This is a genomic window from Pusillimonas sp. ANT_WB101 (assembly GCF_008369125.1).
Taxonomy (GTDB): domain Bacteria; phylum Pseudomonadota; class Gammaproteobacteria; order Burkholderiales; family Burkholderiaceae_B; genus Allopusillimonas.
The window spans coordinates 60,791-75,738 of record NZ_VOAY01000004.1; the positions used below are offsets into that span (position 1 = coordinate 60,791).

At 53.6% G+C, this 14,948-nt stretch carries 12 protein-coding genes; 3 read left to right on the plus strand and 9 right to left on the minus strand.

Translation table 11 applies throughout. The features are described 5' to 3' along the window. Positions 1–42: 42 nt before the first annotated feature. Positions 43–1,623: a DUF1254 domain-containing protein gene (locus FQ179_RS16490; RefSeq protein ID WP_149398424.1), complete on the plus strand. Its 1,581-nt coding sequence runs from the start codon at positions 43–45 to the stop codon at positions 1,621–1,623. 166 nt (positions 1,624–1,789) lie between these two features. Here FQ179_RS16490 and FQ179_RS16495 read toward each other — a convergent pair whose 3' ends face one another. Continuing rightward, on the minus strand, positions 1,790–2,353 hold the full coding sequence (locus FQ179_RS16495; protein WP_149398425.1) for a YSC84-related protein: 564 nt from the start codon (positions 2,351–2,353) through the stop codon (positions 1,790–1,792). 543 nt (positions 2,354–2,896) lie between these two features. Here FQ179_RS16495 and FQ179_RS16500 point away from each other — a divergent pair. Beyond that, positions 2,897–3,607, plus strand: coding sequence for a DUF2092 domain-containing protein (locus FQ179_RS16500; protein ID WP_188074637.1), 711 nt, complete (start codon positions 2,897–2,899; stop codon positions 3,605–3,607). Next, positions 3,604–4,008 (plus strand): hypothetical protein, encoded by a 405-nt coding sequence (locus tag FQ179_RS22480; RefSeq protein WP_149398427.1) that lies wholly within the window; start codon positions 3,604–3,606, stop codon positions 4,006–4,008. Before FQ179_RS16500 ends, FQ179_RS22480 begins: the two co-directional genes overlap by 4 nt. 174 nt (positions 4,009–4,182) lie before the next feature. Here FQ179_RS22480 and FQ179_RS16510 read toward each other — a convergent pair whose 3' ends face one another. The 8 genes from FQ179_RS16510 to FQ179_RS16540 all read right to left on the minus strand — a co-directional run bounded on the left by FQ179_RS16510 (position 4,183) and on the right by FQ179_RS16540 (position 14,567). After that, a complete protein-coding gene (locus FQ179_RS16510; RefSeq protein WP_255475036.1) occupies positions 4,183–5,076 on the minus strand; it encodes a transporter in 894 nt (297 codons plus the stop codon). Between the two features lie 185 nt (positions 5,077–5,261). Further along, positions 5,262–6,047, minus strand: coding sequence for a hypothetical protein (locus tag FQ179_RS16515; RefSeq protein WP_149398428.1), 786 nt, complete (start codon positions 6,045–6,047; stop codon positions 5,262–5,264). Positions 6,048–6,591: 544 nt separating this feature from the next. Beyond that, positions 6,592–6,945 carry a hypothetical protein gene (locus FQ179_RS16520; protein WP_149398429.1) on the minus strand — a complete coding sequence of 118 codons (354 nt, stop codon included), beginning with the start codon at positions 6,943–6,945 and terminating at the stop codon, positions 6,592–6,594. Positions 6,946–7,063: 118 nt separating this feature from the next. Continuing rightward, positions 7,064–8,140: a DUF1254 domain-containing protein gene (locus FQ179_RS16525; protein ID WP_255475037.1), complete on the minus strand. Its 1,077-nt coding sequence runs from the start codon at positions 8,138–8,140 to the stop codon at positions 7,064–7,066. A 62-nt stretch (positions 8,141–8,202) separates the two neighbouring features. Next, positions 8,203–9,675 (minus strand): DUF1254 domain-containing protein, encoded by a 1,473-nt coding sequence (locus tag FQ179_RS22485; RefSeq protein ID WP_255475038.1) that lies wholly within the window; start codon positions 9,673–9,675, stop codon positions 8,203–8,205. A 138-nt stretch (positions 9,676–9,813) separates the two neighbouring features. Beyond that, positions 9,814–11,322: a DUF1254 domain-containing protein gene (locus tag FQ179_RS22490; protein ID WP_223146285.1), complete on the minus strand. Its 1,509-nt coding sequence runs from the start codon at positions 11,320–11,322 to the stop codon at positions 9,814–9,816. A 104-nt stretch (positions 11,323–11,426) separates the two neighbouring features. Next, positions 11,427–12,923 carry a DUF1254 domain-containing protein gene (locus tag FQ179_RS16535; protein ID WP_223146286.1) on the minus strand — a complete coding sequence of 499 codons (1,497 nt, stop codon included), beginning with the start codon at positions 12,921–12,923 and terminating at the stop codon, positions 11,427–11,429. 135 nt (positions 12,924–13,058) lie between these two features. Then, on the minus strand, positions 13,059–14,567 hold the full coding sequence (locus FQ179_RS16540) for a DUF1254 domain-containing protein (protein WP_149398430.1): 1,509 nt from the start codon (positions 14,565–14,567) through the stop codon (positions 13,059–13,061). Between the last annotated feature and the right edge of the window lie 381 nt (positions 14,568–14,948).

Consider the following 14,948-nt stretch of genomic DNA (forward strand, 5'->3'; position numbering starts at 1 on the left):
ATTAATCAATGACACCTATTTGCAACTTTGGAGATAACGGCGATGAATAAACAAAGAAATAGGACAGGCTGGGTCATTTACCCAATGGCTTGCGCAGTGTTCTCGGTGTGTATGAACCCCGCCTATGCAGAGCAGGTGACCCCTGGGTATAACCATAAGATTCCTGCAAAAATCATGACCCCGGACAAGGTGGAAACACCCATCGGCACATTGAACTTCTTTGATGGCATGCCTGATCACGCGACTGTCGAGAAGGTCTACGACAACCTTGATCTTATGCGCGGAACGGAAGCCTTTCTAAGTGGCATTCCCGCCACCTCGATCGAAGGTATGCGTCTGGGCTTCATAGACATGGGCGCCGATGCGCCGAACAAAGCCATCATTATGGATAAGCTACTCGACTCCAGCCCTTTGTTCCTTACTGGCAACACTGATACGGTTTACTGTCTTGCATTTCTCGACCTCAAGAAGGACGGCGCAACCGTCGTGGAGATTCCTCCCAAATCGGGGCCAGGGACCGTAGACGACGCCTATTTTCGTTTCGTGACAGACATGGGGATTCCTGGGCCCGACGCGGGTAAGGGTGGCAAGTATCTGATCCTGCCACCTGACTACGACGGCGACCTCGACCCGCCTATCGGCGGTATGAAGGCCGAGGTTGATGGAGAAACCTACTTCGTTTCCAAATCCAGAAGCTATATCAATCTCCTGTTCCTACGTGGATTTCTGGTGGACGGAAAGCCTGATGTTGCAACTGCTATGTTTGAAAACGGCCTAAAGATCTACTCACTGAAGAACGCGGCCAACCCTCCCAAGATGGAGTTCATTAGTGGTTCGGGGAAAAGCTTCAACACCATTCATGCGAACACCTACGATTTCTACGAAGAACTGCACACCGTAATCGAGCGCGAACCAGTATCAATGCTGGAACCGCAGCTACTCGGGATTTTTTCATCCATCGGCATTGAAAAAGGCAAGCCGTTCAACCCCGACGCACGAATGAAGAAGATCCTCACGCATGCCGTTGCCATTGGCAACGCGACCGCTCGGGCCATCACGTTTCGTCCTCGACTTGAGGGATTTTCCTATTATCCCGACAGCGGATGGGGAACAGGTTTTGTTGGCGGCTCCTACCAATGGCTGAAAGATGGTGGCAAGGGTGGACGTAACCTGGACGCACGAACACTTTTCTTTTACCAGGCCACGGCTAACACGCCTGCAATGGTCGAGGAAATGGTGGGCAAAGGATCGCAATACGCCGTTACCACAGTGGACAAGAATGGCGATTACCTTCATGGCGACAAGACCTATCGGTTAAAACTTCCGGCCAATGTTCCTGCCGCAAACTTCTGGTCGGTGGTGGTCTATGACCCGCAGACTCGCTCCGAACTGCAAACCAGTCAACCGTTCCCAAGCAAGAACAACAAGCGGGATGCTTTGAAGGAGAACGCTGACGGCTCTGTGGACTTGTATTTCAGCCCGAAAGCACCTCAAGGTAAGGAAGCCAATTGGATCCAGACTGTTTCTGGCAAAGGGTGGTATCCAATTTTGCGTCTCTATGGCCCATTGGAACCCTGGTTTAAAAAGACATGGCGACCCGGTGACCTAGAGTTGGCAAATTAGTCGTAGCCAAAAAAACATGAACCATGGCCGGAAATCGCCGGGCGGTTCAGTGGCTGTTAGTGCAAGTCCAGACTGGGTCGAGTGGCCCGGTTTCGTCCGTTTGGAGCAGCATTCGCAGCATGCCACTCTGAACGCGCCCAGTCATTTATGCAATCTTGATCATTGGTCAGGGTTCCACCCGCGTAAATTTAGTGCCTTTTGCCGACCATCCCGCCATCAGGCCTTCCTTGCCGAAGGCGAAGGCGGCCACAGCAGTCTGGTTTTTCAGTGTATCCGCCGCAACGCCCGTACCCACCGTCACCAAGGTTAAACCGGCTTCTGCGCCTACCGTAAAACCATCGCCACTGCGAAACTTATTCAGAGCTTCCTGGGTGAAAAAGATAAAGACAAAATCTGCCTTCTGATAACCAGCCTGGAAGCCGGCCGATCCCGCTTCCATTTTGTAATAACCTACGGTGCGACCAGCCTCCTGCAACGCGCCTGTGCCCCACTGCGCGGCGATCACAAAGCCCACCTTCTTCACGTCCGGAATTATCAATACGCCTTTGGCCTGCTTTAAATATTCTTTGGCACCGGGAACCTCTTTGTGAAAAGCGTCCAGTGCAGTCGCGACCTTACCGTTGATTTCGCTTTGACTATCTGCGGCCGCAGCAGGGATGGGGCTAAACAACATAAGTGGAAGACTGAGTAACAGCAGACGCATGAATACGATTTTTATTGTCTTGACCATGTTATTTGGCTCCTGTGGGAAGAACGATGAGGTAATGCTTTCTGATCAATAGTGAGTAAACAGCTAGAGTCGGCAATGTGGGCTTAACCATGCCGAATAAGGACATGATCATGCCAGCACCCCGCCCACAATTGGCTTATGCCTGCATCTGACCACGACCAGTCGCCAGAAGGAATTGTCCTCAGGGGCAAAGCACATGGATACTGTGCCGCCATTGCACCCTAGGTCCATCCGACTCTGCCCCTGAAGACAATTTACATCGCAGTCTCGCCGTGGCTAGCATAGGGTGTGACCAAGCAACAAAATTTAATGCGGATGAATAGCGTGCGAACGCAACTGGGCAGAGGTGTGAGGTAGTGCAGTGCAGCGCGGCCAGGGCATGCATCTACCGCCAGGCCGTACCGGAACCCTAACGAAGAACAATCGTCTTGGCCGCGTGACATTAAAAATCAGGAGCAGACCATGATTAGAACGACCCCCTGGGCGTTTCGAGGACGCCAACTACTTCCAACAATGCTTATTACGCTCACTGGATTTGCATTTATGTCTCCAGCATCCGCAAAGCCCGAGGCTGAGCCAGTGACTAGCGCGGAAGTGGATAGCATGTTGAAGAACATGAGCAACTATATGGCGAGATTGAAATCGTTTTCGGTCGACACGACCAACACGACTGAAGTCATCGACACCAACGGCCAGAAATTGAATTTCACCGCCCAGGGTGAAGTCAGTGCCATGCGGCCAAATATGCTTGTGGCACACCGGGTCGATGCAAATCAGGATGCCTCCATCTACTTCGATGGCAAGAACGTTACCGTGTATGCCAAGCAAGAAAACCTTTATGCAACGACGTCTACACCGCCTGACATGGACGAGGCGCTTGACTTCATGCGTGACCGCATCCAGATCGATCTGCCGGGTGCCGACCTGCTGTACAGCGACATCTATGACGGCATGACCTGGAACCAGAGCAGTTCGAGCTATATTGGCAAAGAAGATATCGATGGAAAACCTGTCGATCACCTGGCGTTCCGTACCGCAGATGTCGATTTTCAGATATGGATTCAAGACGGTGACCAGCCTTTGCCCATGCGCTATCTGATCACATCAAAATGGGTGGCTGGTGCGCCACAATACGGCGTAGAAATGAGTAACTGGGTGGTCAACCCACAACTCGACGCGAAGACATTCGAATTCAAAGCGCCTGCCGGTGCAACCCAAATCGAGTTTCTTACTAGCCAGGGAGTGCAACCATGAAGCGTGCAAATAAACTAAGGCTATTCGCATTCGGCGGATTTGGACTGATACTGACGCTGGCTGCAGGAATACAGGTCGCCGAACTGATGCCGGGCAGCACAATACAGGTAATTTCCAGCGCGCAAGCTCGAGTTGGCCGCCCTCTAACGCCGGTAAGTTACGCCGGTGTTGCGCGGCGTACAACGCGCCGTGCTGTGGCATACGGGGGTGCGGCGATGGCAACAACAGCCGTCGCAGGCTCGGTGGTGGCAAATGAGTATGCCCCAGCATCATCATCAATGGTTGCATCACCGCCTTACAACTGCCCTGCAGAAGGGGCCGTGTTTGTTTGTGGTGGCTATAGCTATCACCCAGTCATGCAGGGTTCGACGGTAGTCTACTCGGTACGCCCCGCAAATTAATTGGCGCAAGCAGCAGACCCGACTGCGACCACGTTAAAAAAAATCGCACTAGCCATGGTGCCCGTGCGATTTCTTCGTTATGCGTTTCTGCACTGCGCTGTATTCGTGCTCTTGGGCATCTCCGTGAATGTGCCGCTTTTGAGTGATCAAACTGAAAGCCACCCTGGTACGTCGTTATGCGGGGAACAGAAACGTAAAATTAAGCCGAAAACCCCAGCCTTTAGGACCATTTTCAGGGCTGTCAGCCCAATAACGTGCGCCCGCCTGTATGCTCAACGGCTGTTTTCCAACTTTGAGTATCTGTGTAACAGTCAAGTTAATGGGTACAGACCATTGCTTGCCCTTCCAGTCATAAGATGATTCAGTATTAACGCCAAAGCTGGTTAATGTCTTGGTCGTATAACTGACAAATGGTTGAATAAAAGTAGCATTAACATCATTGCGATTACTACTGCCCGCCACCGACCAAATGTGATTACCCAACACCCCATAGGTCCAGCCGTCAGCCTGCTTTAGCACCACCGCCGTTGGCCCCAGGCCCCATTTCCCGGCACCTAGCTGGCTTTTGCTGGCTGTTGGCAGCAGCAAAACCGGCCCCGCACCCCAGATCCAACCACTAGCAGTCGGCTTCTTCGGCGAAAAGAACAGGCTTTGCGTCACATCACCCAGACCCGAGGCATCCCCACCACCATTTGGCAGCATATTCCTCTGGTCGATCAGCGGCACTATGGTGCGCGAGATTAAATTCCAGTCACCGTTAAGTGAGAAAGGGATCACCGGTTGGATGTTGAGCACCGATTTGCTGCCATCGCCGTCCGCCCCCATACCCCTGTCGTAGTTGAACTGGAACGGCACGCTAATCATGGCGGCTATGGGGTTCAGGGCATTCTTTGCGAGTTCGGCGTCATCGATGCCATATGCGGTAAGTGGAAGTGTTCCTGCTGCGAGCGCAGCCAGTAGAGCTATCTGCGGCAGCTTGGTCTTCTTGCCACGGCCCGTCAGTGGTTCACTACCCCTTTGCACCGTACGTGGCTGTCGCTCAGTATTATCAGAGGTTTTATAGTTCATGGCACTAGCCTCGCGTTAAGTAATAACAGCATTGTTAAAGTTTCGCTTCTACAGCTTGCTTGCGCGTACTGGCGACGTGAACTTGTCTTTCCCCATATCCACAAGCTTTCTGTCGTTTCGGTCTGCCATCAGCGGCCAAGCGGCTTCGTCGTGATTTTGCATTGGCCCAATACAGCACCAGCGGCTTAGAAACTGATGCCCAGCCCTAAATAGGGACCGCTCACCCTCATCTTCCAGACGTCTCCGCCTTTGCTGTAATCCCAATAGAGTTGGCGATAACCCAGCTTGGCGGTAAAGTTCTTAGCAAAATGCCAATCGGCACCCAGCATGAACTGATAGGTAAGATCTGACCCACCGCCGCCGATATCTGCGTAGCCAAACAACGAGAATTTATCCGAAACCGGATAAAACACACGTGTGCCGACCACGGCATCGGTCCAACTGGCGGAGCCGCTCGCGCTTCTGCTACCGCCAGGGAAAACAATACCGGGGGTTGTCGAGAGATTTACGCTGGCTTTTGTATAAACTTTGGTGTAACGCAACGCGCCCAGCAGATCGACGCTAACCGCATTGTCGAACACCCGGTATGCGACTGAACCCTGATAGACGTACAGCTTGCTTGTGATACCCAGCGCGCCCTTAACGCCCACATGACCAAAGGGGCCTGTCACGCTTTTCGAGGCGTTATCATCCAGCTTCACGTACAGCGCCTCCAGGCCATATGTCCAGCGCCCCTTACTGGCCGTAACAAGCCCCATAAATCCTTGATCCAGATTTTTCAAGATGTCACTGAAAGAGGCATCCACATCACTCGTGACGCCACGAATACCAACCTTTCCATTCATGCCCGCTGCAAAAAAATAAGGCGTGACTTCAAATTTCCAGCTCTCGCTCTCTGCCGAAAAAGCCGCCTGGCTTGCGCCGCAGCCCAACAGCGCCAGCGAGATAGCAAGTAGTTTTTTAAAGTACATGGGCTTACTCCGTGTTGTCATGCGTCGCCCCGCGTGATGGAAGCTTGTAATGTTGTGCAGACCGCCCCGGTCGCTTCAGACCAATACCGGTCGCATAAGCCCCATTGGCCGGGACTGAACCCATCGCTGCGGCTGAACATGCAAGCTCGACCCTTGCAAGCGAATTCACGACCATCCGCGCAGTATGATCAGATTGGTTCATGTATCAATCTGATCACGGACAGTGCCTCAATGGAATTGTCCCTGGGGGCAAACAAGATGAAAGCGTGGTGCAGGCACCACGCCCCAACAAACCAGCACATTTTGGCTTGCTCGTTTGTCTGGTTGTACTGCCTCATCTCACCACTACGGTGTGTGGCAGCTGTCTGGTGCTTCTTTCTTGCGGCTAGATTACCTGTTCGCTCCTGCTAACCCAAAGCGCGGCCCAGGACATGGCGACTGCGACCGCCAATGGGCCTCAACGAGCCTGTTTATTGCCCTTTGATGCAGCAGGTAGCCAAACTTGATCAACGTCAGTAACGTCAACCTATTTTGCAGACATCATTCACTTGCTAAGGGCCTTCCATTTACCGTCTACCTTGCAGAAAACAGCATCAGTCACGTTTTGAGTCAGTTTATGACGGTTCTCGACACGCGCTTTTCGGCAATCATTTCGACCTTGCGGGTCTTTTCCGGGCGTAATACTGCCGCTGTTGCCCGCGCTGGGGTTTTCCCATGTCTGTGCCACGCCGTCCGGGCCATTATCGAGCGCCCGATTCAAGGTCTTGGTCATCAGTTCAATATCGGCCTGCTTAAACCTCGTGATAGGCGCGTCCCGTGCAAAATGAAGCCCAGATTGCGCGTGTACTGGCGTGGCAGCGCCAGCCAGAAAAATCAGCAAGATCAATGGCCATTTCACGTGTGTCCTCCTGCGTCAAAAACCCCATGCACTACGAAACAACCTGCCGTGTGAATCATCAGTTTGCTACACGACAGAGCGCCCTATCGTCATCAAACCGATGCGGTCGAAGGATTGATCAATCACTACGTGGCGTCGGTGGACCCGGAAATACCCAAGTGCCATCAACGATTTCCTTGCTGGGCTCATACATACGAACGCTGTAATTCCAGCCTTCCATAATGGGAAGGCAATTCTGGACGCTATCAGTGCACCCACCAAAACGCAACGTATAAGACCCATCGCCATTCGGTTTTGCGGTCAGATTATTCAGGCTGTATGCGTGCTCGTCATTCTGCTGAAAATAGCCTTTTGCGTTATACAGACTGATCGACCAGAAGCCTTTAACGGGAACATCCTTGACGGCCAGTTCGTACTTGCCAACCGGCAGATTGGGTTGGACGTTGATATATACGGCGTCGCTGTCTGGCAGACCGCCCCAGGCCGAAGCGCTGCCGATCAAAAAGTGGACCGGATCTACGTCGGCTTTAGAACCGAAGGTGTGAATATACCTTTTCAAACCTTTGGCCAGATCAAGAACGGGTTCAAGCGTTGCCTTGTAGCTGGCCTCGTCGTAATTGGGCATGACGAACGGTTGCTGGGAGCCGGCATCGATTTTGACTTGGTCCTGGAGCTTGTGGGCCTCAGTCATATCTCGTGCATCTTCAGGGTTCGCAAGTGTACGAATGACTACGGAGACAAAGGGTGTATCGAACTCGGCTGTCGTGAGCTTGTATGTACCGCCACCGTAATAGACCTTGTTGACGTAGCCATCATTGTTGATGACCATTAATGACATGTAGCGTTTGCCGGTATCCGGCAGGGTGATGGTGACGCCCTCGGAAATGTTAACGACGGCCAGACTGTAGAGCGTATCGCGATTCATCCGGATCACGTTCTGCTTGTCGATTGGTGTTGTCGTGCGGTTGTGATGCAGTTTATTGATGCCGCCTGACATTTTCAAAATGCCTGCGAACTCGTGATCGGTTTGCGCCTTGTTAAAATTATCAACGTTGATCACAACAGCGCCGTCAGCAGCAGCCGTTGCATCTTTGGCTGTCGCCAGCGAGGCGAAGGCGAGCGCACACGCCAGAGCGATTGCTGTGTAGGGAAGAAATATTTTCATTAAAGTTGTCTCCTTAATCCAGAACCACATGCTTTCACGAATGCTGCCGGTTCTTCATTGATGGTATAAATTCAATCACAGGTTTGTCCGGCTCAATTTGTCCTGATCAGCTTAGGCGCAGTCCACGAACCATCCAGTGCGGCTTGTTTCGGCCAGTACAGGCGCATGTATGTGGTAAATGCGCCTTTTGGCGCGGGCAGCCAGTTTGACTCCTTATCCTTGCCGGGCGACTCGTTCTGGATGTAAAGCGTAATCCCACCATCGGCGTCCTTCTTCATGTTAGGCAGCATCGGTGAGTTGATAAGGTAGCGGTTAATCGGGTTGCTCACCAGCAAGCTCTGCGGCAGGTCGTACATAGTCAGTGACCAGAATGCGTTCACTGGCGGATACTGGTCGGCTGCAAAGTGCAACGTGTAGCGATTCGCGCCACTGAGTGCCCTGCCTTCACTGTCCTGGCGAAGAACTGGATACATTGCCTCTCGCTCGGAGTTGCCGTAGATGCCGATGGTTCCGAGCCAACGGTTCAAGTAGTTGTTCTTCATAGACTGGCGCGTACCAAACAGGTCAGCCGCGGACACTCGGCCCTCGCTAAACTTCATGACGCCTTCAGCGTACGCTTGCAGCGCATCCTCCCGCCCCTGCTCTATGGCCGTCTTCATTTCAGGTGAGAGCTTGTCGGCATCGAAAGCCATATCGCCACCAACGCCGATCTCGGCGAAGCGCTTCATGAGTTCGACCTCGCTCGGGTCTGTCGGGCAGTAGGACAACACGAAATTCATGATGTTGAAGAACTCCAATGAGGTCTTTTCTTCGTCCTTGGCAAGTGGCTTGATAAAGTCAACCGTGGGTGCGGCAGATGGTGGAGCTGTACCCAGAAACTGCGACAGTGGCTGCACTTTGTACTGCGCCTGAATCTTCTTGACGATATCGATGTCTGCGGGGTTAAAAAGCTGCGTGCGGTAGATGGCGAGGATAAAATCCGTTTCCGAATGGAACACCTTCTTAATTCCTTTGGGTGTTTCGCCTTTCCAGCCCGGCCCGGCAACGATAAAGTTGCCCACATCGTTGCCCGTGGTGGCGGTGCCAGCGTAATCAAAGTTGAACGTATACGCATCCGTGAACTGGATGCTGTAGTAGCGATCTTTCTCGATCTTAGGCACAGAGAGAACCATGGGTTCGGCCCGCAAGTCCAGGCCAGCCCAGGAGTACGGTGTGTCCGAATTGGGCGTTTGCACCGCCGTATCAGCGGGAGTGTAAACGTTGGGAATATTCTTGATATGGTTCCACGGTGCCTTGTATGAAGGGTCGCTCTTATCCACGAAGTAAGCGTACTGGATGCGATAGCTGTCCACCAGCGGGTAGCCATAGATGTAGGCTTGCTTGGCGATGGTGCGTGCCTCGGCAGGCGTGATAGCAGATGCAGCGACGGGTTTCGCGGTAGCGGCCTCGTCTTGCTCGGCCGTAGTTGCCGCGTGCGCGGGTTGATTGCCATAGGCTGCCAATATAGCAAGCGTAAACATACTTGCCAGCGTCAGTCTGATGGTCGAACGAGAAAACCCATTCACAATAATTACTCCTGAGTCATGGCTTGGTCTGCACTTTCCCGGATAGCACTTGATCCGGGACGGTGTCAGTTGCTGATCGGGCCCTTTTCTGTCTTCAAACACATAAGATTCAGTTCCAGAAAGCTCTACAGCCACGTGTTACTTAACCAACTCAATCTCACTCGGCCGCCACGTCTTGTTGATCCAGGGCTCCAACGGGCCATACATGCGCAATATCGTGAACCAGCTCTTGCCCGGCACGGTCTGCAGCCAGTTGCCCTCTTTGCCTTGTGGCGCCTTCGGTGCAAAATAAACGTCGTAAGAACCATCCTCATTCTTTTCAAAACCCTTGTCCTGGCTGCCCACTGTCGGAAAGGGTTGATCAGTCTGCAGCAGCGAACGTGTCTGGGTGTCGTAAACCGTAACCGCCCAGAAGTCGTTCACCGGCACGTTGGGTGGCAGGTGCAATTTGTAAGTTTTGGAACCGTCGAATGCTTTCTTATTGGCGTCCAGATAGGCAATGCCATAGTCAGAGCCCGCCCCTGCCCGCGTCGTCGCCATTGCGGGGGTGACCCCGGTGGCGTTGTATAAGAACAGTACGCGCGCATCCAGGTTCATCGCACCATCGGCTTCAAACGATGTGTTCTTGTTGGCGTAACCCACGCTCCAGGCACTGTGGGTATCAGGGTAGATCTCCACACCATCTATGCGTGGCTGATATGTGATGGCGCGTGCAGTGGCAGCACCTATGGTTGCGGCTTCGGTCAGCAGCTTCTGCATGCGTGCGTCGGGCTTGAAAGGCTGGCCCTTGACGATGCCAATGGCAGCCAGGGTGCCGCGCATCTCGGGCCCGATCGCATCGATTGGCTCTTCTTGAACAACCTGGTTCAGGCCCTCGTAAAAGCTCAAGCCTCGGGTTACGACTGTGTTGTAGCTTTTGCCCGACATATCGACGAACTCAGTTGCTGGAGGGTTACTGGCCTTGGACAGCGGGTAGACTTTCAGTCCGGACTTAATGTTCGCCACCGCTGGTGCGAGACCCTTGGCGATGGAGCCACGCAGAAACATCAGGTTGTGATTGGTAGGCATTTTGACCACAAAATAACCATCAGGAACCTCACCCGCGTAACCGGGAGGCAGCAGCAGGTACTTGCCGCCCTGCCCTTTGTCAGGACCAGGCAAGCCCATGTTTTCAATATAGCGGAACCATGCGTCGTCGAGAAACCCGAGTATGCCCGGTGGCAGCTCGACCACCAGTGCGCCATCGGCTGCCAGGTCAAGATAGCTCAGCGCATACAAGGTCGACGTATTACCGGTCAAATACAGCGATTCTGACTTGAGCAGTTGCTCGGTAATCGTGACAACGTTCGATGCGTTTGCGCCAATACCTGCATTGCCCATGCGCATGGCATAGATAGATGCAGCACCCTGGTTATTAAGATAGGCCTGAACGCCACGCATGCGATCGAGGTTGTCATACACCTTGTCGATAGTGGCGTCAGTAGGTACGCCGTCGAAAAACTTCAGTTCACCAATCGGTGTATCAACCTGATCTGGCATAGAAATTGATTGCAGCTCGGCCTTGCTAACCTCGGCCGAGACGGGCTGCGACAGTGGCAAAAATGTGAGAGCTGCCACGATGGCTAAACTTAAGGGGTGTAGATGCATAACGGCATATTCCTGTTTATTCGACGATGTGGGGCTGCGCCTGGCTACCCCACACATGTCGCGATGGCTATTAGCTTTGTTATTACTGTATGGTCATTACCAAATTACCCGGCGACCACAACACCCGGTGGCTGCCAGGTACCCTTGCCAACCGGTAGAACTGACAACGCCTCGGTGGCCGGCTTCGGCCAGTACAGGCGCATAACCAGATAGGCGGTGTCATCGGGTGCCGGCAGCCAGTTGGCTTCCTTAGCCTTGCCGGGTGAATCCTTCTGGATGTAAATAGTCACGGACCCGTCGGCATTCTTGGTCATATCGGACGCCATCGCCGTATTGACCAGATAGCGATTAATGGGGTTTTTGATCAGCAACTGCGACTTGCCGTCGTACATGGTCACCGACCAGAACGCGTTCACCGGCGGCATCTGGCCATCAGCGAAGGTAAGCGTGTAGTTGTGCTTGCTGGTATCGATGGTTTGTCCTTTTGTATCCACACGGCCCAGTGGGTACACAGCCTCGTCCGCATCGTTGCCATAAATACCCGCCTTAGCGGTGGCTGCGCGCATGACCCAATCTCCGTTGTAATGGGCTCGGTCACCAGGCAATGAGCCGAGTTGCCAGCCATTTACGTTGGTCATGCCAGAAGCCAGGTAGGTATCCACCTTCTCGTCACCGGCCTTCATTGCCTCGGCCATGGCTTGTTGACGCTCGGGCGAAAGCGCTTTCATGTCAAAGGTCTTGCCCGGGCCGACACCAATCTGGGCCAGCTTGGCGCGGACGCCTTTGTCCTCGTCAGCCTGCGGAATATATTGAAGTGCGGCGCCGAGGTAGTTCCAGAAGTTGGCCTTGATACCAGCCGTAGTGGCCGGCAGGAAGTCGATCTTCGGTGCGACTGACGGAGCTGGCTGGCCCAGGAATGCCGATAAGGGCTCGGCCTTAAACTGGGCCTGGACCTTCTCTACATTGGGAATATCCGTCGGATCAATAAGCTGGGTGCGGAATGCCGCAAGACTGAACGGCGTGAGCGACGTGAACACCTTGTTGATACCTGCTGGCTTCTCGCCCTTCCAGTCGGGCCCGACGACCATGTAGCTGCCTGCATCAACACCAGTGGCGCGGCTGCCGATATAGCCGTAGTTGTAAGTATGACTATCCGCCAGCATCACCGAATAGTAACGGTCTTTAGGAACCGCCGGCACCGAAATCACGACGGGTTCGGTCCGCAGATCTAGCCACAGAAACGAATACGGTGTGTCGCTGTTTGCCGTAACAACGGCAGTATCCTCATACGTGAATACGCGAGCAAGACTCTTGATGTGATTAAACGGCGCCTTGAACTGACTTGATTTCGGGTCGACCGCGTATTCGTTCATGATGGCGTAGTTCATTACCAACGGCAGGCCATAGATAAAACCCTCCTCGACGATGGATTTGAACTGTTCAGTACTAAGCGCACTGGCAGGTGCAGCGGCTGCCGCTGAAGAGCCCGCTGGTGCCGGCGTGGATGTCTGGGCTATAGCCTGGCTGCTGGCCGACATCAACGCAAGTGAAAACACGCTTGCCAGTGCGACACTCATGGCGGTATGAGGAAACTTTTTCATAATGATTGCTCCTGATTCATGTCGTAGCCTGCTGTCGCGGGCGATTGTCCGTACGAAACAGCCCGGGTTGTCGGGTTGGTTTTCCTTGTGTGCAGACACGCAAGGTCTGCCCACAAGGCGAACTGCAAATGCAAATTACTTGACCAACTCGACCTCACCAGGCCGCCAGCTCTTGTCAATCCAGGGCTCGAGCGGGCCATACATGCGCAAAATGATGAACCAGCTCTTGTCAGGAACAGTCGCCAGCCAGTTGCCTTCTTTTCCTGCCGGCGCCTTAGGTCCGAAATAAACGTCAAACGAGCCATCTGCGTTCTTCTCAATACCCTTAGTCTGGCTTCCGACGGTCGGAAACGGCTGGCTAGTCTCCAGCATAGAGCGGGTCTGGGTGTCATAGATCGTAACTGCCCAGAAATCGTTCACGGGTACGTTGGGCGGCAGATGTACCTTGTAGGTTTTGGACCCGTCGAATGGCTTCTTCTTGGCATCGAGCATGGCCAGCCCATAATCCGACCCTGCCCCCACATGGCTGGTTGCCATTGCCGGTGTCACACCGCCTGCATTGAAATAGAACAGCACACGGGCATCCAGGCCCATCGTGCCATCAGTCTCAAAGGAGGTGTTGTGGTTGGCAAAGGCCGTGCTCCAGGCGCTTTTGGTATCGGGGTAGATGAACACGCCATCGATACGTGGCTCGTAGGTGATAGCACGCGCAGTGGCTTCACCGATTGTGCCCGCCTCAGTCAGCAGCTTCTTCATGCGTGCGTCGGGTGCGAACGGCTTGCCCTTGACGATGCCGATAGAGGCGATGGCGCCACGTACTTCTGGCCCGATGGCTCCGATGGGTTCGCGTTGGATCATCGCATCGAGAATTTCGAAATACTCGAGGTTATTCGGGAAGACCGTATTGAATGCCTTACCGGACATGTTGACGAATTCGGTCGGTGCAGGCTTGCCCGCATCTTTCAACGGATAAATCTTGAGGCCGTCGCTAATGTTCTTGACCGCCGGCTCCAGGCCCTTGGCGATCGAGCCGCGTAAAAACAGAAAATTGCGGTTGGTCGGTGGCTTGAGCAAGAAGTATCCATCCGGGATCTCGCCGGTGTAGCCCGGTGGCACCACCAGATACTTGCCGCCCTTACCTTTGTCCGGACCGGTCACGCCCATATCGCCAACAAAGCGCTGCCATGCATCGTCGAGAAAGCCGAGCATACCCGGCGGAATCTCAATGACCGTGGGCCCGTCATTGGCCAAGTCTGTACCGGCATAAGCGTACAGCGTCGAGGTATTGGCGGTGACGACGAGGGTCTTGGAATCCATCAAGGCCCCGAATAAGGCAATTTTGTTAGGTGCGTTGGCCCCCGCCTTTGCCAGCCCGTCAAGAACGCTCTGAATGGACACCCCGCCCATATTGTCGAGATACACGTTTACCCCGCGCATGCGGTCGAGGTTGTCATAAACCTTGTCGATGGTGGCATCGGTGGGTACACCGTCGAAGAACTTCAGTTCGCCAATCGACGTATCGACGTGATCCGGCATAGAAATTGATTGCAGCTCAGCTTTGCTGACCTCGGCGAAGGCATTGGGTGACAGTGGCGCGAAAGCCAGAGCCCCAATAACCGTTAAATACAAGAGACGCAAATTCATGACGTGAAACTCCTGATTAAGAGGCATATAAACGCCCAATTTGGCTGGCCGTTAATACGCTTGGTGAAGTGACAGCGACTTGCTAACTTAGGGTCTATTACATGCTGCGACATCTCAGATCCGCAGCCATGAGTCCATAATCCATCTGCCTCGTCAGAGCACAACTGGCTCAAGCATTCATCTCACCACAGACAATCGCCGCCGGGAATTGTCCTTTGGGGCAAAAAGGCTGGGTACGGGCGCAGGAATATGGCCATGGCAAACTCGAAACAGAACACATTTCGGGATATTGCGATCGAGGTGCGGCTGCGGACATCAGCCAATGCCAGCACGAGGTGAGCAAAACAGAGCAGCTTCCGGGATAAGGTGCTAGTTGCGATC

What these genes read in the sequence shown, in the direction of transcription:
- FQ179_RS16490 (WP_149398424.1), top strand. Translation starts at nt 43, where the DNA reads ATGAATAAACAAAGAAATAGGACAGGCTGGGTCATTTACCCAATGGCT.
- FQ179_RS22490 (WP_223146285.1), bottom strand. Translation starts at nt 11,322, where the DNA reads ATGCATCTACACCCCTTAAGTTTAGCCATCGTGGCAGCTCTCACATTT.
- FQ179_RS16500 (WP_188074637.1), top strand. Translation starts at nt 2,897, where the DNA reads ATGTCTCCAGCATCCGCAAAGCCCGAGGCTGAGCCAGTGACTAGCGCG.
- FQ179_RS16525 (WP_255475037.1), bottom strand. Translation starts at nt 8,140, where the DNA reads ATGTGGTTCTGGATTAAGGAGACAACTTTAATGAAAATATTTCTTCCC.
- FQ179_RS16540 (WP_149398430.1), bottom strand. Translation starts at nt 14,567, where the DNA reads ATGAATTTGCGTCTCTTGTATTTAACGGTTATTGGGGCTCTGGCTTTC.
- FQ179_RS16535 (WP_223146286.1), bottom strand. Translation starts at nt 12,923, where the DNA reads ATGAAAAAGTTTCCTCATACCGCCATGAGTGTCGCACTGGCAAGCGTG.
- FQ179_RS16515 (WP_149398428.1), bottom strand. Translation starts at nt 6,047, where the DNA reads ATGTACTTTAAAAAACTACTTGCTATCTCGCTGGCGCTGTTGGGCTGC.
- FQ179_RS22480 (WP_149398427.1), top strand. Translation starts at nt 3,604, where the DNA reads ATGAAGCGTGCAAATAAACTAAGGCTATTCGCATTCGGCGGATTTGGA.
- FQ179_RS16510 (WP_255475036.1), bottom strand. Translation starts at nt 5,076, where the DNA reads ATGAACTATAAAACCTCTGATAATACTGAGCGACAGCCACGTACGGTG.
- FQ179_RS16495 (WP_149398425.1), bottom strand. Translation starts at nt 2,353, where the DNA reads ATGGTCAAGACAATAAAAATCGTATTCATGCGTCTGCTGTTACTCAGT.